Annotated in this window: 12 protein-coding genes; 10 read left to right on the forward strand and 2 right to left on the reverse strand. The window is 69.5% G+C overall.

Annotated features, from left to right (window positions below):
• Positions 1 to 58: 58 nt before the first annotated feature.
• Positions 59 to 1,075: a hypothetical protein gene (locus tag CWT12_RS01765; RefSeq protein WP_237564247.1), complete on the reverse strand. Its 1,017-nt coding sequence runs from the start codon at positions 1,073 to 1,075 to the stop codon at positions 59 to 61.
• Positions 1,076 to 1,483: 408 nt separating this feature from the next.
• Here CWT12_RS01765 and CWT12_RS01770 point away from each other — a divergent pair, with 408 nt between their 5' ends.
• Both CWT12_RS01770 and CWT12_RS01775 read left to right on the forward strand, forming a co-directional pair.
• Positions 1,484 to 2,989 carry an alpha/beta hydrolase gene (locus CWT12_RS01770; protein WP_237564248.1) on the forward strand — a complete coding sequence of 502 codons (1,506 nt, stop codon included), beginning with the start codon at positions 1,484 to 1,486 and terminating at the stop codon, positions 2,987 to 2,989.
• A gap of 98 nt (positions 2,990 to 3,087) precedes the next feature.
• The gene (locus CWT12_RS01775) at positions 3,088 to 4,626 is read left to right on the forward strand and encodes a hypothetical protein (RefSeq protein WP_161923467.1); all 1,539 of its coding nucleotides are present in this window, start codon (positions 3,088 to 3,090) and stop codon (positions 4,624 to 4,626) included.
• A gap of 309 nt (positions 4,627 to 4,935) precedes the next feature.
• On the opposite strand, the gene CWT12_RS01780 is transcribed toward CWT12_RS01775, so the two are convergent.
• The gene (locus CWT12_RS01780; RefSeq protein ID WP_161923422.1) at positions 4,936 to 6,231 is read right to left on the reverse strand and encodes a DDE-type integrase/transposase/recombinase; all 1,296 of its coding nucleotides are present in this window, start codon (positions 6,229 to 6,231) and stop codon (positions 4,936 to 4,938) included.
• Between the two features lie 393 nt (positions 6,232 to 6,624).
• On the opposite strand from CWT12_RS01780, the gene CWT12_RS01785 reads away from it, so the two are divergent.
• From CWT12_RS01785 to CWT12_RS01810, 8 genes are all read left to right on the forward strand, one after another.
• On the forward strand, positions 6,625 to 7,665 hold the full coding sequence (locus tag CWT12_RS01785) for a Fic family protein (protein ID WP_161925235.1): 1,041 nt from the start codon (positions 6,625 to 6,627) through the stop codon (positions 7,663 to 7,665).
• A gap of 267 nt (positions 7,666 to 7,932) precedes the next feature.
• Positions 7,933 to 9,075, forward strand: coding sequence for a cellulose synthase operon protein YhjQ/BcsQ (locus CWT12_RS01790; protein WP_237564250.1), 1,143 nt, complete (start codon positions 7,933 to 7,935; stop codon positions 9,073 to 9,075).
• Positions 9,069 to 10,385, forward strand: a complete 1,317-nt coding sequence (locus CWT12_RS01795; protein ID WP_161923468.1) for a TadA family conjugal transfer-associated ATPase — start codon at positions 9,069 to 9,071, stop codon at positions 10,383 to 10,385. The genes CWT12_RS01790 and CWT12_RS01795 overlap by 7 nt, the downstream gene beginning before the upstream one ends.
• Positions 10,382 to 11,026 carry a hypothetical protein gene (locus tag CWT12_RS13680; protein WP_237564251.1) on the forward strand — a complete coding sequence of 215 codons (645 nt, stop codon included), beginning with the start codon at positions 10,382 to 10,384 and terminating at the stop codon, positions 11,024 to 11,026. The genes CWT12_RS01795 and CWT12_RS13680 overlap by 4 nt, the downstream gene beginning before the upstream one ends.
• A 44-nt stretch (positions 11,027 to 11,070) precedes the next feature.
• Positions 11,071 to 11,622 (forward strand): type II secretion protein F, encoded by a 552-nt coding sequence (locus CWT12_RS13685; RefSeq protein WP_237564350.1) that lies wholly within the window; start codon positions 11,071 to 11,073, stop codon positions 11,620 to 11,622.
• Positions 11,623 to 11,659: 37 nt separating this feature from the next.
• Positions 11,660 to 13,477, forward strand: a complete 1,818-nt coding sequence (locus CWT12_RS01805; protein ID WP_161923469.1) for a DUF7059 domain-containing protein — start codon at positions 11,660 to 11,662, stop codon at positions 13,475 to 13,477.
• Positions 13,478 to 14,018: 541 nt separating this feature from the next.
• Positions 14,019 to 14,240: a type II toxin-antitoxin system Phd/YefM family antitoxin gene (locus CWT12_RS13335; RefSeq protein WP_202616357.1), complete on the forward strand. Its 222-nt coding sequence runs from the start codon at positions 14,019 to 14,021 to the stop codon at positions 14,238 to 14,240.
• 1,670 nt (positions 14,241 to 15,910) lie between these two features.
• Positions 15,911 to 23,824 (forward strand): DUF5979 domain-containing protein, encoded by a 7,914-nt coding sequence (locus CWT12_RS01810; RefSeq protein ID WP_161923470.1) that lies wholly within the window; start codon positions 15,911 to 15,913, stop codon positions 23,822 to 23,824.
• Positions 23,825 to 23,870: the final 46 nt, after the last annotated feature.

The following is a 23,870-nucleotide window of genomic DNA, read 5'->3' on the forward strand; positions in this document are numbered from 1 at the left end:
AATGCCTCGACTCGTCTGTCGGGCGTTGGGAGGGCGGGAGCCTTTGACCGACCGGTAGTCAGGCCCGGGAGTAGGGCACTCCGTGCGGTGGCGTGGTCTCCTCCCGGGAGCGCAGTTCTGCCAGCTCCCGTATGCGGCCCTCGCGCCGGGCCAGGTGCGCGCCCCAGCCGACGCTGACCAGCACGATTCCCGTCAGCAGGAGTCCCGCCCCGGTCGGGTCGTTAGGTAGCAGCCGCTGTGCCAGCGCGTGCCCGGGCAGCTGCGGCCAGATATGAGCCAGCAGGCTCGGCACTGAGGCCAGTACGAGCAATATTCCGGTGGCCCGGGCGCCCAGCGTGGAGCGGCCTGCGAACGCCGCCCCGACCACCAGCAGGATCAGCGCCAAGGTGGGGCCGAGCACCGCCCCGCCCAGGGGCTCATCCGGGGAAACCAGGCGGGCGTATCCGGTGGAAATGAGCGTGAGGGCGAGACCCGTGGTCACGATCGTGAACGGGAGGGAGAACGCATGGTCGCGGCGCCGCGACGGGGGTGCCGCCGGGGTGACGCCCGGCGTCTTGTCGTGGGCGCTGAGCCTGACGGACAGGCGTGCATCGGCGCGCCCGGCGCGACGTGCCAGCCGCATTCCCCAGGAACCGCCCAGTAGCAGTGCTGCGACGATGAGCACCGCCCCGCTGGGGATCAGTGTGCGCGCCCAGGCGAAGGGGGCGGCGGTGGCGCGACCCGGGATAGACACGATTGCCATCTGCGCCGCCAGGGCGACGATCCCGCCGACCAGGCCGCCCAATGAGGAACGCAGTGCAAACAACCACTGGGCCAGCGCCGAGACCACGAGCGCGAGCAGCGCAAACAGCGCGATACGCGGCAGCTGACCCGCTTCGGACGCGGCTGCGGCTACCCCCGTCAGAGCGAGTATTGCAGGTGGCAGTACTGCGCCGACGGCGGCCGTCAGCAGATAGTCGCTGCGACGAGACCGCGGTGCCTGCTGGGTGCTTTCTGTGCCGGGCGCGGAGGTCTGCGGCGCGGGCGCAGCTCGCCCCGATGACGGCGTCGCGGGGGAGGAGTTGTCTTGCGTCACATTTGGATTTTAGACGATCGCCCGACGGGCGGCGCCGGCACGCTGGCAGATGCACTGGGGCCGGTGGGCCCGCAGGGGCCCCGCCGGGCCGCGGGCGGGCCGGGCGCCGTCGCCCGGGTGCCGACCCGGCCGGCTGGCCCTGCCGCGGGCGGGAGGAGGGGCGCTCATACCGCTGGATGAGCGCGCGCCGGGTGCGTATCGGTCAGCGGGCGGATTCGGTGGGTGCCGACGCCATCTACCTTTTAGTTCATGAGAACGAAAATGATTCACAATAGGGCTGTCGTTCCACTGGCGGCCGTGGCTGCCGCCTGCCTGCTCGCGTCGGCATGCGCCGTCGGCGGCGCGGATTCGGCGCCGTCGGGAGGCCGGACGGCCCCCGTTCCGGTTGATGCGTCGGACAGTCCGCCCGTGCCCGCGGGACTGGAGGCCTTTTACGGGCAGAAGCCCGATTGGCACAGCTGCGACGACGACGCCGCCTTCCAGTGCGCCACCGTGAAGGTGCCCCTGGACTATGACGCTCCCGCAGGGAAGACGATCAGCCTGGCGGTGAAGAAGCTGCCCTCAACCTCAGGAAACCCGATTGGCACGCTGCTGACCAATCCGGGCGGTCCCGGAGGCAGCGGATTGGAGTACGTGTCGCAGGAGGGCGTGTTCTCCGACGCGCTGCGAGCCGGCTACGACATCCTGGGCTTCGACCCGCGCGGTGTGGGCGAGTCAACCCCCCTGACCTGCCTGAGCCCGCAGGAGATCGAGGAGGCGGCGCGCGGCGCCCTTGAGGCCGGTGAGCCGACCCCGGCCGCACAGCCCCAGGAGGACACCGCGCAGGAGGAAATGGCGGCCGAGAGCGCGCAGGACTCCGAGCAGGCGGCCGCGGAGCTGGCCGCCAGGTGCGAGCAGTACTCACCCGTCCCCGAGATCATCGATCACATGGACACCGCCTCAGTGGCGCGCGACCTGGACGTGCTACGAGCGCTCTCGGGCGACAATCGCCTGCACTACCTCGGCACCTCCTACGGCACCTACTTGGGGGCCCGCTACGCCGAGCTGTTCCCGGAGAACGTCGGGCGCATGGTGCTGGACAGCGCCCAGGACCCCGCGCAGGAGAACGCCGACAACGTCGTGCAGCAGGCCGAGGCCATTGAAAAGAGCCTGCACGCCTATGTGGAGCACTGTCAGGCCGGCACGGACTGCCCGCTCACCGGCGGCGTCGCCTCGGGTGTGGAGCAGATCGGGCAGCTGATCCAGCGGGCCACCGCCACGCCCCTGCCCAGCACCGTGGGTGAGGACGTGGACGGGGAGACGCTGACCAGCACGCTGGTGGACCTGATGTATGACAACAGCGCCTGGGACCTTCTCACCGCGGCCCTCACCCCGGCGATCAACAACGGTGACGGCACCGCGCTGGCAGTGATCGCAAACCCGGATCTGGTCGATGCGGAGGCAGACCCCGCGGAACTGGCTCAAAAGCAGGCGCGGGAGGCAGCGAACCAGTACGCCATCAGCGCCGTCGACTGCCTGGACTACCCGGTGCGGGGCGATGAGCCGCAATGGGACGCCCAGGCAGAGGAGATCAAGCGGGTGGCACCCATCCTGGGCGAGGGCCTCGGGTACGCGGATGCGTTCTGCCAGGGCTGGGGGCATCACACCGATCACCAGCCCGGACAGATCCGCGCAACGGGGGCCGCGCCGATACTCGTCGTCGGCATAACCGGCGACCCGGCAACCCCGTACCAGTGGTCCCAGGCCCTGGTCAAGCAGCTCGACTCCGCCCGCCTGCTGACCGTCCAGGGCAACGGGCACGGCGCCTATATGCGCAAGGGCGAATGCGTGGACAACGCAATCGACGCCTACCTGCTGCGCGGGGAGCTGCCGCACAAGGACCTGACCTGTGCCGAGCAGGTGCAGCAGTACTGAGGGCGTACACGCCGCAAGGCGGGCACGGGAAGACCCCTGGCCCGCCCCGGGTGGGCAAACGCATGCAGCCTGAATCCAGAATGAAAGCGAGCCAGAAAATGACTAAAACCGATCCGACCGCATGGTCCCTGTCACGTCGTTCCGCCGTCGCCGCCATGGGTGCGGCCCTCCTGCTGCCCCTGGCCGCCTGCGCCGGCTCACCGGGTGCGGGAAGCAGGACGACGACGCCGAGCCCGTCCGCTCCCGATCCTGGCGCGGGGGCGCAGAACCCCCTGGCCTCACTGACCGGCACGCCGTCGTTGTCCGCCGAGCAGTACGAGACGATGGTGGAGGGCATCGCCAACTGGGTTACGCGCGCCTGGCCGCTCATGGGGCCGGTGTGGCCCGGGGTTGACTACACCCGGCACCGGATCATCGCCCTGCAGGTGGATGAACAGTTCAAGGCCACCCGGGCCTGGGTGATTTCCACCGCGGGGCACCGGGAGCTCAAGGCCGCCGAGTTTGCGGACATTGAACCGCCGTCCTCATACGGCAAGGTGGAGTTCGAGGGGCAGCCGTCGATCACCCTCAACCTGGGGCAGGCCGCGGCGGCCAGCAATGGCCCGGGGCACGGTGAGGAGACGACGGCGAGCGGGAACGCCACGCCCTCGATCGCCGCGACCGGTTCGTCCGCCCCCACCGCGGATCTGACTGACCCGGCCACCTTCGCCTTCGCCCTGATGACCCACGAGCTGGTGCACTTCTACTATCAGGGCGAGATCAACGTCTCTGCCTCAAGCAGTCGGGACACTCCCTACCCGTACCAGGCCCGTCCGCGCACACTGCGGCGCATGCTGCTGGACCGCCTGCGCCTGGCCGCCACCGATCCTGGCAAGCGCGCCGAGCACCTGGGACACGCCCGCCACTGGCTGGACACCTGGAAGTCGGAGTTCGCCCAGGAGGCGCAGGACATCCACCACTACGACATCGCCGAGGGCGTGGCCCGGTATGTGGAGTACATGGCCCTGTCCATCCAGGCGGACCAGTCCGCGGAGCAGTTGCAGGCGCGGCAGGCCCCGCTGCTGCAGGAGGAGTCGCTGGATGTGTCGGTTGACGTGGAGTCCTACGCCTTCGGCTTCGTCACCGGGGTGCTGCTGGACGCCACCGGGCCGGGCTGGAAGAGCGGCTTCTACGCCGGCGGCAAGACGCTCACCGAGTTGCTCCTGGAAGACGTGAGCCCCGTGCCCGAGGACGTCGATCCCGTGGTTAGCGGCAAGGTAGATGAACTGATCAAGGAGTCCGAGGAGTACACCGGCCCGGACATCAGGAAAATCGACGCCGCCGAGGCGGACACCTCCGTGGCCTACTTGCGTGTGCACGAGTACGGGGAGATCGGGTACGGGGGCTCCTTCGCCTACAAGGACAAGGTGGTGCTCACCACTACCATCCTGGTGCTCGACGTCGAGGGACACAACTTGCAGGTGCTCGGGGTGCCGACCTTCACCGGCACGGACCGGGAGGTGCTGACCATTCCCCTTATGGGCGCGCCCCACAGCTATGCCAATGGCGTGCTGACGGTTGAAGGGGAGGAGATCACCGGGACCATCAAGGCCGAGAAGGCCATCGAGAGCGGGAGGGAGGTGTTCATCGCGAAGTGACGGACGGTAGTCGAGCGCTGTGCGTACTGCCCTGACGCTGCTAAAAAGGGGGATACATGGGGCTCGACTTCCGACGTGTGTGCGCCCGCCTCCTGACGGTTCGTGTTTGGGGCTGTGCTGTCGCGGCGGTTCGTATGTTCTGGCCGGCGGTTCGCGGGCACTGGTTGACGGTTCGTACCTGGTGGTGACGGTTCGTACGTTCCGGTCGACGATTCGTACCTGGTGGTGACGGTTCGTACCGTAGGGGTACTGTGCTGTCTCCACACTTCTGGGACGGTTGAGTCTCATGACTTCTGGGACGGTTGAGTCTCATGGGTTTTGGGACGGTTGGGAGCGGGGTGAGCGGGGTGGCCTGCTGATGATTCTGTTGGGTGGTTTGGAAGCGTTGATGGTGGCCCGGCTGTGGGTCTGGGCCTGGGTGGGCTGGGGCCAGGGGATCGCGGCGAAGTGTGTTCCGGCCTGGTCGTAGAGGTCCAGGCGGGTGGGGTACTGGCGGAACTCGATTGTCTGGCCGGCCATGAAGGATCCGACGTAGATGATGCGGCCTTTGTAGGTCACGGTCCCGTTGCTCAGGGACTGTCTGCTGGTGATGGTGGGGTCGGTGCTGGCAGCCTGCGGCAGGCTCAGCGGCACCGGCCCGGATAGCGCGTCAAGGTTGATTGGGGAGGGATTGGGCAGGGCCCGGGGGACCTGGTGCCACACGCGTATGGGGGTTATGGATATTCCCAGCCCCTGGTGCTGGCGCTCGGTGTTGTAGTAGGCGGTGAAGTGCACCAGTCCGGCGTTTAGGTCCTCCAGGGTGGTGTAGGGGTGCGCTGCCAGCCACAGCTGGAGGGGCTTATGGGAGCTTTCGACCTTGCCCTGGGTCTGTGGGTGACCGATGGCGCCGCTGATCGGACGGATCCCCAGGCTGGCCAGCCACCTCTCTGTCCGCCCGAATCCGGTGGTGCGGTGAGTGTTGAAGGCCCTGCCGTTGTCGGTCAGGATGGCTGCGGGCCGCCCCCAGGAGTCGAACGCCTCGGACAGGATCTGGCGTGTGGCCTCATGCGTCTCCCCGCCCCAGGCCGCCTTGAGCGCCACCAGCACCCTGGAGCAGTCATCGATGACCTGGTAGATGGTCACCGCACGCCCCTGGATACTCCACTCGATACCGTCCAGCTGCCACAGCTCGTTAGCGCTGGTACGCGTGAACCGCTTGAAAGACACCCGCGGGCGCTTGCGTGGCGCCGGGACCACCAGCCCCATGGCCCGCATGCGCCTGGCAATAGTCGCCCGCGACGGGGCCGGGTTTGCCCCCGCCCCGGACAGCACCCACCACACCGACCACGGACCCGCATCCTTCCCGTCGGCAACCAGCTCCCGGCGTACCTGGGCGATACGCTCATCAACCCGCTCATCCCAACGGCGCGCCGGGTGCAGCGGCGCCCTGGAACGGGCGACCAGCGCCGCCCCCGGCCCCTCCTGCTTGGCCCGCTTACGGATCCGGTAGAACGAGGACTTCGAGACCCCCACCTGCCGGCAGAACTCCTCCACGCTCACACCCGCAACCCGCGAGTCGAACTCAATGATGCGCTGACGCTTGAACGGCGAAACTGCATAGCCCATCCCCCAACCCAACCCCACCCAGGGCCTCCCAGAATCTCACGACTTCTGACACTCCCAGATGTCATGAGATCCAACAGTCCCAGAAGTCATGAGACAACACAGTACCGTAGGGGTACGTATCGTCACCGAAAGGTACGAACCGTCGGCGCAAAGGTACGAACCGTCATGCGAAGTGCCGAACCGCCAACATGCAGAGGACGACGAGCACAAGCCCACGGGCACCACCACCTAGTCCGAATACAACTTGGCAGTCGAGTTGTCGGGGCGGGCGGGATACTGTCGGCGGCGGGCGTGGTGCTGGCTGCCTTCGCAGGCTCGTGGCCCGGGGCTCGCGGTTGCGCGTCGGCTTGTGGCGGGCTCGGCCCGCACGCATACAGTGGCCCCGTGGTCAGCATGGGAGTGTCGATCGGCCCGCCTGCCGGAGGGAGTCCCGAACGGGGACACGACGCGGACGACGCCGCCCGGCCATGCAGCAACACCTCTCCGCCCGCCGACGCCCGCCCCAGCAGTGTTACGCGCCCGGCCCGCCCCAGCAGTGCCATGCGCCCGGCCCGCCCCAGCCCTGTCGCCCGGGCGCTGGAGGCCCTCGCAGCCGACGACCGCGTCAAGCGCGCCGAGGAGGCCCTGCGCGAGGCCTCCACCGAGCTGCGCTGGCACCAGGCGCTGCGCCGTCGCTGGCGGGAGGCCCGGGCCGAGTCCGCCATCCGGAGTGCCATCGCCTCAGCCGCAGTTGAGGGTGCGGTCCTGCCCACCGGGGTACTACGTGAGGCCGTCGCCGACCGGTCCCTGACCGAGGCCACCACCGGGGACCCGTCGCTTGACGCCGCAGCCGGACTATGGCGCGCCGGCGTGCGGCTGGACGAATGGATGCCCGATCTGCGCGGAAGCACCCGCCCCGCCCAGCCCAGTCCCCGCACCTTACTGGCAACACTCCACCGCGACGTGGCCGGACCACTGGCCGCCTCCGGGCGCATACCCCTGAACGCCGTCGCGGTCCCGCGCCGTCCGGGCACGGCCCCGCTTGAGGGCGGACCCGGCACCACCCCCGACGGCGAGGCGCTGCGTGCCCGGCTCGACGCACTGCTCGAGCTCATAGACACCCCCGGAGCCCCGGCACTTGTACGTGCCGCCATCGTCCACGCGGAAATGATCGCGATCCGCCCCTTCGCCGCCGGCAACGCCGCTGTCGGCCGACTGCTGGTGCACCACCTGATTACTCGCGACGGCCTGGAGCCCACCGGGGTGGCTGTCACCGACCAGTACGCCGGGCGCGCTCCCGGCGCCTACGCCGATGCGGCCGCGGCCTACGCATCCGGCCAGCCCGACGGCGTGATCGCGTGGATCGTGTGGCAGGCGGAAGCGATCCTGGTGGGCATTCAGGAGGCGCACAGCATCTGCAACGCCATCCTGGCTGGAACCACTGAGCTGCGCTGAGCCTGATCCCGCCGGGGCCGGTTGTGCTGCTACGGGCCGTGCGGCCGCGGGCAGTGCGGCGACGAGGCGCGCTGCTACCGGGGCACATCGCCTGAGCCCGCGGTGGCCTCCACGCACACTCAGCCCTCCGCTGTCCCCAGGCACCCTTGAGAGCAGCCGCTGGCGGGCCCATCCACAGGCGCCGAGCGGGAGGGGCGCGCAAGGCGGCACCCTGTTCGGGACCGCCCGGGCACCACGCCGCGGGCCGGAGCCCTCAAGGAGAGCCATATGGACGCCGCTACCGCACCACTCGCCCCCAATGTGCGGGTACTCCTGGTCACCCCCGGTGTCTTCGACGTCGCCCAGGCGGCCGCCGCACCCATGGACCGGATACCGGAGGCATTTCCCGCGGAGGTTGTGCAGGCCTGCACCGGAGTGGCGCCGGTGCTGGCCGATCCCCGCGAAGCCCCGGGCGCCGCGGCGCAAAAGCTGCTCGCCGAACCCGCGGTAACGGCCGTCGTGCTGGTCGCCCCGGAGGGCCTGGCCCCGCCCCCCACCGAACCGGGGGTCATGCCCGCCGACCTGAATCGCTGCTGTGAACCGGACGGCGCCGACCACCTGATAGCTCTGCTGCTCACCGCCCAGCACCCGCCACGGGCCCGAGTTGTCGCCGCGACCGGCGCCCGCGGCGGACTCGGCGTCAGCACATTCCTCCTCCACCTGGCACGCGCCTGCCACGCCCGCGGGAAACGAGTCGCGATCGTAGACGCCGACCCCGCCGGCAGCCTGGGCCTGCTCATGGGAGACGGCGTGCTGCCCGGGCTGCGCTGGGCAGACCTGCCCGCCAACGAAGTCGCTTTCCGCCCGGAGAGACTCGTAACCGCCCTACCGGAGTGGCTGGGCATGCCCGTGCTGACCGGCGACGGCCGGGGCGGTGCCAGTGGGCATGAGCAGCTGCGGCCCGCCGTGGACGCGCTGCGCGCCGAGCACGACCTGGTGATGATCGACCTCCCCCGCGGCGGCCTCCCGCCTGCGGACGCCACCATCCTGCTCATGTCCGGACTGGACCTGCGCTCGGCGGTAGCCGCAGAGGCACTCGCTGCGCGGCTGAAGGCGCTGGGGCAAGAGCGCGCGGAGCAGGCCGGGCTCGGCGGCCCACAAACGCTCGCCCCCGGCCCGGCACCGGGCACGCCCACCAAGGTGTACACGGTGGTACGCAAGACCGGCGAAGACGTCACGCCCGACGAGCTCGCGCTCATGACCCGCACCGAGATCGCCGCCATCATCCCGCATGAGCGCGCCGTCGCCCAGCGCATCGCCCGCGGCGATGACCCGACCCGCGGTCGCGGCGCCCTGCGCTCCCAGGCGCGGGCAGTCGCCGATCGGCTACTGGACCTGGCCCACAACCCGCCCGAGGACGCGCAATGGTAGCCGTCCCCGCTCCAGCCGGCCGTTCCGCGGATGCGGCTGAACCCGGCCGGGCTGACGAGGAGCTGTCCCGGGTCCGCGGTGCCCTCGCCCGCGGAGCCAGCCTTGACGCCGCACTCGGCTCCGGCGCCGCCCCGACCACCGGTGCGGGCGGCCTGGCACGCCTCACCCGGCAGGTGCGCGCCGACGTCGCGGGCGCTGGCCCTGTGCTGCAGCCGCTGCTGGAGCTCGACGGCGTCACCGACGTGCTCGTAGGCGCCGGCCGTACGTGGATTGACCGCGGGCGGGGGCTCGAAGCGGTAGCCGAGGCCCGGCTGCCCGAGGACCAGGTGCGGGCACTGGCGGTGCGCATGGCCGCAGCCTGTGGCCGCCGCCTGGACGATGCCAGCCCGATCGTGGACGTCACCCTGCCCGACGGCACCCGCCTGAACGCGGTCCTGCCACCGCTGAGCGCCGACGGCACTCTCATCTGCCTGCGCACCAAGCGGCGCCGCGCCTACACCGTCCCCGAGCTGGCCGCCGCGGGCACGATCGCCCCCGGGCTGGACGCGGTCCTCACCGCCCTGGTGGCACGCCGGGCCAACTGCCTGGTCACCGGCGCCACCGGCACCGGCAAGACCACCCTGCTGGCCGCCCTGCTGGGGCTGGTACCGGCCGACGAGCGGATCGTATGCATTGAGGAGGCCAGTGAACTGCGCCCCGACCACCCGCACGTCATCCACCTGCAGGAGCGTGGGGAGAACGTCCAGGGAGTCGGGGCCGTCCCCATGACCACACTCGTGCGCACAGCCCTGCGCATGCGCCCGGACCGTATCGTCCTCGGCGAGTGCCGCGGCCCGGAGGTCCGCGACGTACTGACCGCCCTGAACACCGGTCACGAGGGCGGCTGGGCCACCCTGCACGCCAACTCGCCCGCCGACGTCCCCGCCCGCCTTACCGCGCTCGGCGCCCTGGCCGGCCTGGATGAGGGTGCCGTGGCCGCGCAAGCCGTCAGTGCGCTCGACGCCGTCGTCCACCTGCGCCGGCAGGCCCGCCCGGGCACGACCTCACTGCGCCTGGTCACCGCGATCGGTGTGCTGGAACGGGCCGGGGACCGGATGCGCTGCCGGGACGCACTCGTCATAGGCTCCAACGGCCAGGTGACAGCCGGTCCCGGCGTGGACCGCCTAGCGCAGCGCATCGGGGAGGCACCCGTGGCCGCTGCACTGGGCTCGGGGGTAGTCCCGCGGCCACCAGCGGCGCCGGGCCCCACGGCTGTGGTCGGTGCCGACGCGGCACCCGCGCAGGCGCGCCCGCGCAGGAGCCGACGATGAGCGGCGCGCAAGTACTGGCCGGGCTGCTGGTGGCACTGGCCGCCGCCGTGATCCTGCTGCCGGCCCGCCGCGAGCCCCCGGCCGCCCTGGGCGCCAACCACGCCGGGCGACTGGCCCGCCCCACCCGCTCCAGGGCGCATGACCTAGACCTCAGCCTGGTGCTGACAGAGGTGTCCACCCTCCTGCGCGCAGGCGCCACCCCGCAGCGCGCCTGGGCACGAGCCCTGCAACGCGCCGGGGTGGAGGAGGGCACTGAGCCCGACGACGACGGCGTGCCACCCGCACTCCTCGCCCTGGCCCGGGAGCCACCCGACAGCTGGCTGCCCCACCGGCACGAGGGACGCTGGCGCTGGCGCCCGCCGCTGCCGGGGCGCCGCGCCCGCAGCGCACGCCGTCGCCTCACCGCGGCCGCCGTCCCCGGGGCGGTAGCCGCCTGCCGCCTGACCACGGCACTCGGCGCCCCACTGGCAGGGGTACTGGAGGCGGTGGCCGGAGGAGTAGCGGAATCCGGGCGTGCGGATGACTCGCGCCGTACCGCCCTGTCCGGGCCGCGCTCAACCGCCCGGCTGCTCGCCCTGCTTCCTCCGGTGGGACTGCTGCTCGGCACCGCTATCGGCGCCCACCCGGGCAGATCCTGCTAGACGGCGGTTTGGGCAGCACCCTGGGGGTGGTCGGCGTGATTCTGATGGGAGTCGGGCACTGGCTGACCACGCGACTCGTCACCGCGGCGGCCACCGCCACGGACGGCGTGGACGAGGCACTGGTGCTCGACCTGGCCGGGGCGGCGCTCGCGGCCGGGGCGTCGGTGCCCGGAGCGCTGCAGGCGCTGGGGCAGGCACTGGATGATGAGGAGCTGAGCGTGGTTGGGAGAGCCCTGCTGCTGGGAGCCGACTGGCAGGAGGCGTGGCGCGCCGGGCGTGAGGCGGAGGACGAAGGCGAGGGCGCACAGCGCAGGCGTGCACGCCGGCACTGGTGGGGCCGGGCGGCGAACCGGCGCCACACCCGGCTCGAGGCGTGCCTGCGGCCCGGTTGGGAGGACGGCGCCTCGCCTGCGCCGCTGCTGGCCGGCACGGCAGCGTCATTGCGGGCCGGCCGGCAGGCGGCGGACGAGGAGGCCGCCGAGCGGCTGGCGGTCCGGCTGGTGCTGCCACTGGGGACCTGCTTCCTGCCTGCCTTCATCATTTTGGGCATCGTCCCGGTGGTGATGAGTGTAGGTATGGACATGTTCGCCGGCTGAGCCCGGGCGGCGGGGCGCTGCGCGGTACGGTCACCCCATGACCGACGCCGCACCCGCCCAGCCTGCCGCGCCAGAGCCCACGCAACGGGAGGCGTCCCCCACCCCACCGCCGGTGCTTACCCCCACCCCGCCGCCAGTGCTTACCTCCGCCCCACCGCCAGTGCTTACCCCCGCCCCACCGCCAGTGCTTACCCCCGCCCCACCGCCCGTGGCCACCAGGGCGCAGGCGGCGGCCTTGCGCGCAGACCTGGAGGACTCCGGCTGGGGCGTTGACGCCGTCGCACGGCTGCTCGGCCCTGCGGCCGATGCGGCACTGCGCCGGGAACAGCGCTACCCCGCTCTACGGCGCGTGCGGCAAGTGCTCAATGACGCACGCGCAGGTACCGAGGCGGAGACCAGCACCGTCCCCGTGGCAGTGCTCACCGCACTGTTCATGCTGGGGGAGCCGGTCTACGCGGCCGAGCTGGATGCCGCCCTGCCGCGTACCGGTGCCGCCGGTGCCCGCGCTATCGGACTCGTCGTCGGCGCCGACCCCCAGGCAGGGGGAGGGGAGCCCCTGGGCGGCAACCCGGCGCAGACCGGGGGTGGTACGGCGGCGCAGAACGAGCGCGTGTGGGCGGTTGTAGACCTGCGACCCCACGAGGCGCGCGACGACGTTGGCGAAGTGCGCTGGTGGGTCGCCTCCGACGTGGGTGAGCTGGTGTCACAGGGACAACTCGCCCCCGATCACGTCCTGGGCATTGGCGGCGCCGGGCTGACCCTGGCATCCCTGACTCCGCGCACACCCGTCACCAGGGCCCTGGACCTGGGCTGCGGCTGTGGTATCCAGACCCTGTACCTGCTGCGGCACGCGGAGCGCGTCGTCGCCACTGACATCTCCGCACGGGCGCTGGCCTTCACCGCCTTCAATGCCGCCCTGGCCGGCACCGACCCCGAGCGCTTGGAGCTGCGGCACGGATCATTCCTCGAGCCAGTCACCGGGGACACCTTCGACTTGATCGCCACCAACCCGCCCTTCGTCATCACCCCGCCCGCTGTCCGGGATGCAGGCCTGCCGCTCATGGAGTACCGCGACGCCGGTGGCCCGGTCCTGCCCGTGCTACTGCCAGCACTAGGAGCTCATATGAGTCCCGGCGGCACGGCAGTCATGCTCGGGAACTGGGAGCACCACGATGGTCAGGACTGGCGTGAGCGCGTGGAGGGCTGGCTGCCCGATGGCATCGACGCCTGGGTGATTGAGCGGGAGGTGCAGGACCCGGTCGAGTACGCCACCATGTGGCTGCGCGACGGTGGCACCACCCCCGAGCGCGACCGGCCCGGCTTCGAGGCCGCCCTGGGTGCGTGGATTGACGACTTCGCCGCCCGGGGGGTTCAGGGAATCGGCTTCGGCTATGTAGTACTGCACCGTCCCGGTGACGGTGACGCGGGCGGGGCGCCCTGGCGGGTGCTGGAGGAGATCGGCACGCGGCCGAGCGCACCGCTGGGGCCGCACGTGGCCCAGGTGGTGCGCTCACGCAGCCTCCTTGCCGCCATGAGCGACGCGGAGGTCATGGAGCTGCACCCCGTAGTCGCCCCCGACGTCACCGAGGAGCGCCACCTGCGTCCCGGCAGCAGCGAGCCCAGCGTGATCCTGCTGCGTCAGGGCGGTGGCTTTGCCCGGACGGTACGGGCCGATACCGCGCTGGCGGCACTGGTGGAGGTGGCCGACGGCGAGCTGAGCGTGAGGCAGATCGCCACCGCCGTGGCGGCGCTTACCGATGCCGACGCCGAGGCCCTCAAGACACGCATGGCGGCCGGCGCGCGCAGCCTGCTGGCCGACGGACTGCTGCTTTGGGGGTCGGGCGATTCCAGATGAGGCACCGAACCACTTTTGCGGACACCTGAGATGAGTCTCGTCGTGGGCTTGCCGATCGTGCGACTGTGTCCTCATAATGGTGGGGAGCCGAGCGGGCGGGACCGCCCGACTCCCCGGAGACATCCGGGATGTTGATCTCAGCGGCCTAGCAGGACGCTGAGCAGAGCCGCAAGGGCCCAGATCATCGGCGGAATGCTTTCGACTACAGTCCGCCAGATCTGGGCCTTTTGCTTGCTCTTCAACCCCTTGGGCGCCTTGGCCTGGTGGCGTCGGCGCTTCCGGTTCTTCGACATGCCCAGAGCTCACCTCCTCTCGGTGCACACTCCCCGGCAGAGACTTCTGCGTTGATCCGGGGTTGCGCCGTGGAGGCACTGCCATCATCGCACGGATGTGACGCGCGGTAGTCCGTTCATGGCGGGTACCGCATGCGTGCCGCTGGCTCGGCGTACAGGCGAATCGCGGCCGGTGCACGGCCCGGTCCAGATAAGGAGCTGGTCTGGATGGTTGGACCAACCAAGCCAGGCGGGGGACGCTTGTAAGCATGAGCAACGGTGAAGGTTCAGCAGGCGTAACCCGTCTGTCGGCGCTGCTGGCGGAGGTGGAAGGCGGTGCCACGGTGAACATCGCCCGCGGGTCACGAACTGTTGCACGACTGGTCTCAATCGCTAACGGAGAGCGCGAGTTCGGGTTCGGCGACGAGTTCCTGGAAGCTGTTCATCAAGTACCGCATAGGCAAGCTGCTCGGCGCGGGGCCCTGGCTTGACGTGTTTGAAGGAGACGCCGCGAGGCTTGGTATGGGGGTGCTAGCAACGGCCTGGCAGTACGCCTGGCTGAGTGTCTAGTTGGAGCGGGCGCATCGCGATCCCTGCGACTGCATGATGCTGCGCAGACGATAACCGAGTCGCTGACCCTGGTCACCGCTGATTCTGCATCCTCGGGGGCCGCCCGGTCTCAAGACCCTGTGACGAGGGGGTGGGGGAACGGGGCCAGCATGGTCGAGTCGGTCTCCCGGTATCCGACGGTGTATCAAGCCCCGGGCAACGCTCGTACGCGCGGTTGGGACGCCGATTCCGGTCGAATCGTTCTTCTGACCGGTGGAGGTGGCGGTCAACTCTGGCGTCGCCGAGGTCGTCTGCCTGCCGATATGCCGACCGCTGCCAGGCTTGCTGTCGGAAGGTATGCCGCTGTGGACGGAGGTCGGGGTTGTCGGCAGTGGTGGCAAATGAGCCCGATGCGTTGACGGACGTGAATGAAACGTTGTAATCATGTGAGTGCCGGGCTGCGCCTGATGTGTGTGGCGGTTGCCCCGGACCGTCACAATCGCCTATGGGTTCCTAGCGAGAGGGCGTCCCGAAGCCGGGATGGGTCGCATCTGCTGTGTCTAGGCGGCAGCTAGTCAGGTAGTTGTGTCGATGGCTCCCTATAAGGCACGCGGTTCGGCGCGTCTGCCCCGCGACCTGTTGTAGGAGGGGGCGGTTTGTAGTCCAGAGCGGATGAGCCGTCGAGCCAGCGCACGGATGCCCCGCACTACGCCCCGCCACGCGGACCCCGGGGCGGTCTGGTTTCCCCTGACATCTGCTACGTCCCCTTGCTGGACGATCCGTCTGAACCGCCTTCAGGGTCGTCGTTGAGCGCGTGCTTCAGAAATTGGCCGCTCCGGTAGTGGGTCAGCAGGCGGATGGGGGCCGCCGCCGGGCGACGTGGTGCGTAATCCTGAGTTCCGGGGTGGTCGTCCAACGTCCTTGTGGCAACTCGTCGCATCCCGCAACGAGGGTGGCGCAGTCTGCCGACGATGTGTCTATGGAACTGGAGGCAGATCGTCACCAGACCGTTGTGCTTGCCAGGCTGAAGTGTAGATTGTGCTTGAAATGTTGCTGCATAGACAGTCAATCGTGCGTCAGACGGAGCCTGGGCCGGGTACTGTGTATGACCTGCGAGACCAATGTTGCTCGCGAATCTTCCTCTATCGGTCGTTTATACATGGAGAAGCCGTCAATGCGTCACGCCGCACCCCTCCGTTCGAGGCGAGCGCCTTATCGCTTTAAGTCCGCCGCGGTGCTCACAGTGCTGGCAATGTTCGCCAGCGCCTTCATTGGCGGCGTAGTACTGCCAGTCCAGCCGACTGCCCGGGCCGCTGAGGCTGATATTGTCCTAGGCCAGGCTACGGCCGTCCAGCGTGACGTGCGGACAAGTGTCTACCCGACACCCGCGGAGGCGTACGAGAAATCCTGTGTGAGGTACTCGCCGCAGGGTGCTGGTTACTCCACCGGGAGTGTAACCTCATCTAGCGGCGAGTTTGCCTCTTTCGGCTACGGGTATAAGCAATATAATAGCTGCCCACCAACGTACTCAGCCGATCTACAGAGTACCGTTGGGCTGCGGCCTGAGAGGACGGATAGCGTCCCTGCCGGCACTCCCTTCCTGGTGGCCACCATGCGGCACGGCAACAACCCGGTGATCGGAATCGGTGGTCGTCCGGTCACCGTTGTCGACGGCGTGATGGAAATCCAGCTCGGCGAAGTTAAGTCAACCTTCCCCTGGACGCTGACTGAGACCAATAACACCTGCCGCTCCACCTTCGACGCCGAGGGGCGCTATGTCGCTGACGGTAGCGGCGCCTATGCATATGACAAGAATGGTAAGATCGGTCCTCGGGCAACCGGTGCATGGTATGGCAATGACTGGTACTGGTACTCTGACTTTCACTATGCATACAATCGCACTGGTAGCCTCGTCTCTTTTGTCGACGGTGACGAATCCGCGCGAGGTGACAGCGGGGCCGCTATCTATGACGAGTTTGGCCGCTCCTGCGAGGATGATGTACTGGAGGTGAACTCCGCCCTCCCAGGCTCCTACGGATACACTGTGGACGGCATCACCTATAAGCTTAAGCTGTGGGGATTTGTCAATAATGGCGATAACTCGGTTTGCTCCACTGATCTGGCGGGGAAGCCGGTTGAGCGTACTTTCGTAACCAAGGAGGGTGAGGAGACTTTCGGCTGCCTGTACGGCTCTATGGAGCAGGCCCGAGCAGTCACCTTCGCCAAGTACGTCACCACCGATCCTTCGCTTGAGGGTTCAATCAATGAGATACCTACTTTCGACTTCGAGAATGCCTCCGCCGCAGGGTCGGTGGCGCTCCCGGAGTGGGGTGACATCAACTCCCTAACTCCCACCGGCTGGGGTGTCGCTGGTACCGTTACGGATCCGCGCACCTATGAGTTGCTAGCCCCGGATGACGAGGCAGCAGTCAGGGAGAACATAACCAACCCGGTTACGCAAACTTCCTCGGGCTGGCAGCTGGCCGGTGTTGAGTGCCGGACTGAGGACGGAGTATTGCTGCACCGGGATGGCGGGGTCTTCACTGACGTCGCCCTCGACCGAGCAACAAACACCCTGGACCTGGACAGCACTCAATTGGCTCAGGACCAGAGGAACACCGCCATCACCTGTACCTGGCACAACGAGTACGTCGGCCGCTCCCAGCTCACCCTGGTCAAGGAAATCGACGGCATGACCTTCCCCGCCGTCAGTGAGAAGAACTGGACCCTGACGGCCACCCCCACCCAGACCTCCGAGGAGGGCGCCGCCTTCCCCTACCGGACCATCTCCGGCCTGTCCGGCGAGGATTCCGTGACCGGCCAGTGGACCCGCTCGGGCACCTACACCCTGTCTGAGGCCACCACCGGCAACGTCGAGGGCTTCTCCCAGCAGGGAGACTGGCAATGCGTGAACCAGAACGGCGACGCCGTCTCCGTCACCGACTCCCAGGTCACCCTCGCTCCCAACCAGCGTGTCACCTGCACCGTCACCAACACCTTCAAGACCGGCTCCATCCAGATCAACAAGGCCGTCTCCGATCCCGACGGCGGCCTGACCGATCAGGACAAGACCTTCACGGGCACCTACGACTGCGGCAGCGCCAACGGCCGGGACTTCACCGGCACCTGGTCCGCCACCACTTCCAAGCCCGCCGTCATCTCCGGCCTGCCCGTGGGTGCCAGCTGCGCCATCACCGAGGACGCCCCCAGCGGCGACCTCAAGGACGACTCCTACGAGTGGACCACCCCCCGCATCGACAACTCGTCGGTCGTGGTTCCCACCGCCCCGGCCGCGGGCCAGGTGAACGTCACCAACACCATCGTCCGCAACACCGGCACCATCAACGTCAACAAGGTCGTCGAGCCGGAAGACGAGACCGCCGCGGGCGGCTGGACCGGCTCGCCAGACCGCACCTTCGCGGTGTCCTACACCTGCGACGGCGACGGCGGCTCCGGCACGCTGGACGTCTCCACCGGAACCCCCGCGACGCTCACCGTCCCCGCGGGTACCAACTGCTCCTTCTCCGAGGCCGCCCCCGAGACCGCGGACGGCGACTTCAAGGACTCCTCCTACGAGTGGACGGGCGCGGGCAGCTTCGACAACTCCAGCGTCACTGCCGGCAAGGACTCTTCCGACTCCATTACCGTCACCAACACCTACAAGCGCGTGCTGGTCGACCTGAAGCTCGCCAAGCGCGTGGACGGCGAGGGCTACAACGGCGGTGACGCCACCTTCGCCATCGACTACGACTGCGGTGCCGACTACGCCGGCACAGTGAACGTCGCCAACGGCGCCACCAGCACCGTGCAGGTACCCCGCGGCGCCCTGTGCACCGTCTCCGAGCCCGCCGCCTCCCTGAACGAGGACCTGCTCGCCGACGCCTACGACTGGGGCGCCCCCAGCTACGAGGGCCTCGACGCCGCCGAGGGCACCATGGTCAGCGCGGCCGACGGCGGCAAGACTGTCACCGTCGTCAACCCCACCGAGGCCGCCTGGGGCAAGGTGGCTGTCACCAAGAACGTCGAGCCCGATGCCGGCCCCGTGACCGCGGGCACGACCTTCCCGGTCACCGTCACCTGTGACGCACCCGCCCAGGGCGAGACCGAGAACTACACCGGCACCTTTGACCTGTCGGCCACCGGCTCCACCGCCACCGGCACCACGCCGTACATTGCCGCCGGCGCTAACTGCACCGTCAGCGAGACCGCGCCCACCGGCTCCGAGGGCCTGACCGACGCCTCCTACAAGTGGAACGCCGGCCCCGATGACCAGACCGTCACCGTCCAGGGCGACCGCACCGAGCAGGTCACCGTCACCAACACCTGGCAGCGCGACTACGGTGACTTCACCATCACCAAGCAGCTGACCGACCTGGACGGCCAGGGCGCCGACAACACCTACACCGGCACCTGGACCTGCACGCACCCCGGCGACGACGACGCCACCGGCACCTGGTCGGTGACCGGCTCCGGCGCCGCCACGCTGAACGTCACCTCCGGGCCCGCCACCGCTAACGGAACCAGCGCCGCCGTGCTGCTGGGCTCCACCTGCACGGTCACCGAGGACGATCCCGGCGCCCCCAGCGCCGCCGACTCCTCCTACGTGTTCTCCACCGCCGGCGCCACCTCCGGCCCGGTCACAATTGACCCGGACACCCGCACCGGCAACGTGGACGTCACCAACGTCGTCGCCCGCACCACCGGCGGGCTGACCATCACCAAGAGCGTGGAGGGCGCCGAGGCCGGCGCCGGCTTCCAGGACACCGACTTCACCTTCAACTACACCTGCACGCCGCTCAGCGGCGAGGCCATCAGCGGCACCGCCACCGTGCGGGCCGGCCAGGTAACCGAGCCCATCACCGGCATCCCCGAGGGCTCGTCCTGCACGGTCACTGAGAACACGGACGCCCTCCCCGCCGCCATCGACCCCTACCGCTGGGACGGAGACGGCACATCCATGACCGCCACGCCGTCGAGTGGGGCGAGTGTGTCCGCGGACGGCGCGAGCATCACCTTCACCATGCCCGGCGGCGAGGACGCGGGCGTGGCCGTGGCCGCCACCAACACCATGAGTGAGCGCTACGGCTCCATCCAGGTCACCAAGACCGTGGCTGACGGCAGCGACAGCATAAAGACGAATGGCTTCACCGGCGCCGGGGAGAAGCTCTTCCCCATCACCGTCACCTGCGACGGCGCCCAGGCCTACTCCGGGTCCCTCGCCGACGGCGAGACCATTACGGTCAGCGACATCCCGCTCGGCCAGACCTGCACGGTCACCGAGGGCACCATCAGCGGCGGCCTGGCAGACGGCTCCTACGCCTGGGGCGCGCCCACCATCACCGACCCGGTCACCGTCACCAGCGAGGACGCCTCCTCCGGCACCGTCACCGTCACCAACACCATTGAGCGCGTGCGCGCCGACGTGAACCTGAGCAAGGTGCTCTCCGGCGAGCTGGCCACCCAGTTCGGCGCCGACAACACCTACTCCGGCACCTTCACCTGCACCCATGAGGGTGACGCCGACGTGACCGGCACCTGGAGCGTGGAAGGCGCCGGCAAGGCCGCCATCACCTACGACGGCGGCCAGGCCCCGTTCGTCGACTCCACCTGCACGCCCACCGAGGACCTGGACGCCTCCGGCGCCCCGGACACCGACCCCTCCTTCTCCTGGGGCGAGCCCACCCACGACGCCGCCACCGTGACGGCGGACGGGACCGCCACCATGACGGTCACTAACACCGTGAACCGCGACATGGGTTCCCTGACCGCTGCGAAGACGGTCAGCGGGGAGACGAACGGGCTTAAGGACAGCCAGACCTTCACCCTGAACGCCACCTGCACCGCACCCGGCGTGGACGGGGAGCTCACCGCCACCGCCACCGTGGCGGACGGCGATACCGGCGTCGCCTTCGACCGGGAGATCCCGGCCGGCTGGACCTGCGTCATCAGTGAGGTCACACCCACCCAGGACCAGCTCAAGGACTCCTCCTACGCCTGGGACATGGTCACGGTCTTCCCCGACGAGGTCACCGTCACCAAGGGTGAGACCGTGGAGGTGGCCGCCACCAACACGATCCGGCGCGTCACCTCCTCCCTGAGCCTGAACAAGGCCTACGGGAATGGCCTGTCCGACGGTGTCGTCGTGGACGACTCCTTCTCCGGCGACATCGCCTGCCACTACGACGACGCCCAGGGCACCAGCCAGGACTGGAGCCTGACCTGGACCGCCGACGGCGCAGGCGCAGCCACCATCGACGGCCTGCCGGAGGACGGCCTGCCGCTGGGCACCGTCTGCTCCGCCACCGAGGAGGCTCCCACCCAGGACCAGTTGAAGGACATCTCCTACCGTTGGGCCGAGCCGACCGTCTCCGACCCGGTCACCATCGGGGCGGACGCCGCCGCGAACACGCTCACCGTCACCAACGACGCCGAGCGCGCCGCCCAGCCGCTCACCGTCACCAAGGCCTACGCCGGCATCGACGGCGCCCTGAACGACGGCGCCACCGTGCACGGCGGATGGTCCTGCACCCAGGCGGACGGCAGCGAGGTCGGCGGACGCTGGGAGCTGCCCGCCACGGGCGGCGCCACCACTATCGCCACCGGCGCCACCGGCGCCACCGTGTACGCGGGCGCCGACTGCACCCTCACCGAGGACACGCCCATCGACACCGCCGGGCTGAAGGACGTCTCCTACGCGTGGAACAACCCCGTCTACGATGTCGCCGCCGATGGGCAGGCCTTCACCGACGGCAACACGCTGACTGGCATTGCCCAGGACTCCGACCCGGTGCTGCGGGTAACCAACTCCACCGAGCGCATCTACGGCGCCCTGGCCATCAACAAGCTCGTCGAAGGGCTCGACGGCGTCACCGCGGCCGAATCCAACACCTACGCGGGCACCTGGTCCTGCACCGCCCCTGACGGCACCGGCAACGAGGGCACCTGGCGGGTCACCGGCGGCGGCAGCGCCACCCTGACCGGCGACTACACGCAGATCCTGGTCGGCTCGGCCTGCACGGTCACCGAGACCGGCCGCCCGACCACCCCGGTGGTCGGCGACCCGTCCTACCAGTGGACCGACCCCGAGCTCGACGGCGACTACGGCACCGTCACCCAGGCGCAGACCATCGCCCGGGAGGCCACCTCCACCGCGGAGGTCACCAATGCCGCCGCGCAGCGCCTCTTGGCCACCGGCTTCACCGTCAACAAGGCCATCTCCGGGGCCACCGACGGCGCCACCGGTGAGGGATACACGGTGGACTACACCTGCACCGCCGGCCAGGACACCTTCACCGGCACCCTCACCCTGCCCGCCGACGGCACTGCCGTCGCCGTGGAGGGCGTGCCCGTGGGCGCCACCTGCACCCTTACCGAGGCGGCCCCCGGGGACGACGCCCTCGCCGCGCCCGCGGACGGCTCCTTCACCTGGACCGACCCCATGACCTACGCGGTCGAGGGCGCTGACGCCGACACCTCCACCCCCGGAGCGGTCACCTTCACCCTGCCCGCCGGGGCTGACGCCGCCGTGGCTGCCACGGTCACCAACGACGTCGTCCCGCACGCCGGCGTGAACAAGACCTTCACGGGCACCACCAAGCACCTGGACGCCGACGGCAACTGGACCGGCGAGACCTGGGACGTCACCTACGAGGTGAGCGTCACCAACCCCTCGCAGGTGCAGGGCCTCACCTATGACCTGGTGGACACCCCGACCGTCCCCGAGGGCACCACGCTGAACTCCATCACCGTCACCGGCGGTGCCCTGGAGGACGCGCTCACCCAGGAGGCCGGGCCCGTGACCGTGGTCGAAGGTGCGGCGCTGCCGGCCGGCGCCACCCACACCTACACCGTGGTGCTGAACGTGACCGCGCCGGACACCGGCGTACCCGGCGTCGAGGCGGACCAGTGCAGCGCGCAGGCCGCCACCGACGGCAACGCCATCCACAACACCGCCACCGTCACCTCTGGCGAGGTCACCGACACCGCCGAGGACTGCGGCGACGTGCCCACCAACCCGAAGTTCTCGGCACGCAAGGACGGCGTTGACGTGGTCCGCAACGGGGACACCTACACCGCCACCTACACGGTGACGGTGGAGAACACCTCCCGGGCCGACAGCCAGATCATCGCCGACGTCACCGACGCTCCGGCACTGCCGCAGACCGCCAAGATCACCGGCGTCGCCGTACTGGAGAACGGGGAGACCGCCGCGGACGCCCGGATTCCCGGCATCACCGACGGCGTGCTGGACGGGCCCATCACCCTGGCCCGGGCCGGCTCCGGCCCCGTGCTGGCCGGCGGTACCGCCGGTGAGGACGGTGCCGTCACCGGTGGCGGCACTCGCGTGATCACCGTCCAGGTGAGCTTCACCGTGGACTCCGCCGCCGCGGACTTCGAGGACACCGACTACCAGTGCGGCCACGAGCGCGCCGATGGCGCCCCCGCCGGCCTGGTCAACACCACCGCCATGACGGGCGACACCGACGGCGATGCCAACAACACCGCCTGCCTGGACCTCACGCCCCGGCTGACCACATCCAAGTCCGTCGCCACAACCGGCGTGGGAACCACCTCCAGCTTCGACGTCTCCTACACCATCACGGTGACCAACGAGGGCGAGCTGGCCCAGTCCACCGGGCTGCTGAGAGACAAGCCGGACTTCGCGCCCGGCCTGGATATCGAGCGCGTGACCGTGACCGCCCCCGGCGGGGAGCCGGTCGCAGCCGAGCCCGACGCGGAGGGCTACTACACCGTCACCGACGGCGACGTGATCGCACCCGGGCAGACGGCCCAGTACACGATCACCGTCACGGTGAGCGTGGACCCGAGCAACGCTGACTACTCGGAGGAGCTGCTGGAGTGCTCCGTGGAGGCGGACGGCACCCGCACCCCCGGCCACGGCCTGTTCAACGAGGTCTACCCGACCGACGGGCGCGACGCCTCCGGGCGCTCGGACAACACCGCGTGCGAGCCGGTCACCCCGGATGCCGGCAAACGCATCATCACGCTGCGCAAGACCGGCACCCAGGTGCAGGCGGACGGCACCACTAACCTGCCCGGCGCCGAGTTCGACATCTACGACGTCGACCCGAGCGCGGATGGTGCCACCCCGATCGCGGGCGGCGTGAGCGTGGACCCGGTGGACGGCTCCCTGTTCACCTCCGCGGGATTGCCCATCAACCGCGACTACTGGGTGGTTGAGACCAAGGCGCCCGCCGGGCACAGCCTGCTGCCGCGGCCCATCCAGTTCCACCTGAGTGTGGACGCCGATGGCAACACCACCATCACGCTCGCGCAGACCAACCTGACGTCGGACACCATCAAAGTGATCCCCGCCGTCACCGACGCCGACGGCAACGTCATCACCGCCATCGGCATCAACATTCACGATGTCGAGACCGGCACGCTGCCCCTGTCGGGCGGCCGCGGAATCGGCGTGTACGTGGCCTGGGCCGGCCTGCTGCTCACCGCGGCACTGGTCCTGACCATCACCCAGACTTCTCGACGTCGGGCCCGTAGGGCCTGAACCGCCGGGAACAGCCAGGGGCCAACCGGGCAGCCGGGTAACCCAC

It is taken from the genome of Actinomyces sp. 432 (genome assembly GCF_009930875.1).
GTDB lineage: Bacteria > Actinomycetota > Actinomycetes > Actinomycetales > Actinomycetaceae > Actinomyces.

Excerpts from the sequence above, each read along its gene's own strand:
- CWT12_RS01775 (WP_161923467.1), top strand. The coding sequence starts at position 3,088 with ATGACTAAAACCGATCCGACCGCATGGTCCCTGTCACGTCGTTCCGCC.
- CWT12_RS01780 (WP_161923422.1), bottom strand. The coding sequence starts at position 6,231 with ATGGGCTATGCAGTTTCGCCGTTCAAGCGTCAGCGCATCATTGAGTTC.
- CWT12_RS01785 (WP_161925235.1), top strand. The coding sequence starts at position 6,625 with ATGGGAGTGTCGATCGGCCCGCCTGCCGGAGGGAGTCCCGAACGGGGA.
- CWT12_RS01790 (WP_237564250.1), top strand. The coding sequence starts at position 7,933 with ATGGACGCCGCTACCGCACCACTCGCCCCCAATGTGCGGGTACTCCTG.
- CWT12_RS01795 (WP_161923468.1), top strand. The coding sequence starts at position 9,069 with ATGGTAGCCGTCCCCGCTCCAGCCGGCCGTTCCGCGGATGCGGCTGAA.
- CWT12_RS13680 (WP_237564251.1), top strand. The coding sequence starts at position 10,382 with ATGAGCGGCGCGCAAGTACTGGCCGGGCTGCTGGTGGCACTGGCCGCC.
- CWT12_RS13685 (WP_237564350.1), top strand. The coding sequence starts at position 11,071 with ATGGGAGTCGGGCACTGGCTGACCACGCGACTCGTCACCGCGGCGGCC.
- CWT12_RS01805 (WP_161923469.1), top strand. The coding sequence starts at position 11,660 with ATGACCGACGCCGCACCCGCCCAGCCTGCCGCGCCAGAGCCCACGCAA.
- CWT12_RS13335 (WP_202616357.1), top strand. The coding sequence starts at position 14,019 with ATGAGCAACGGTGAAGGTTCAGCAGGCGTAACCCGTCTGTCGGCGCTG.
- CWT12_RS01810 (WP_161923470.1), top strand. The coding sequence starts at position 15,911 with ATGCGGCACGGCAACAACCCGGTGATCGGAATCGGTGGTCGTCCGGTC.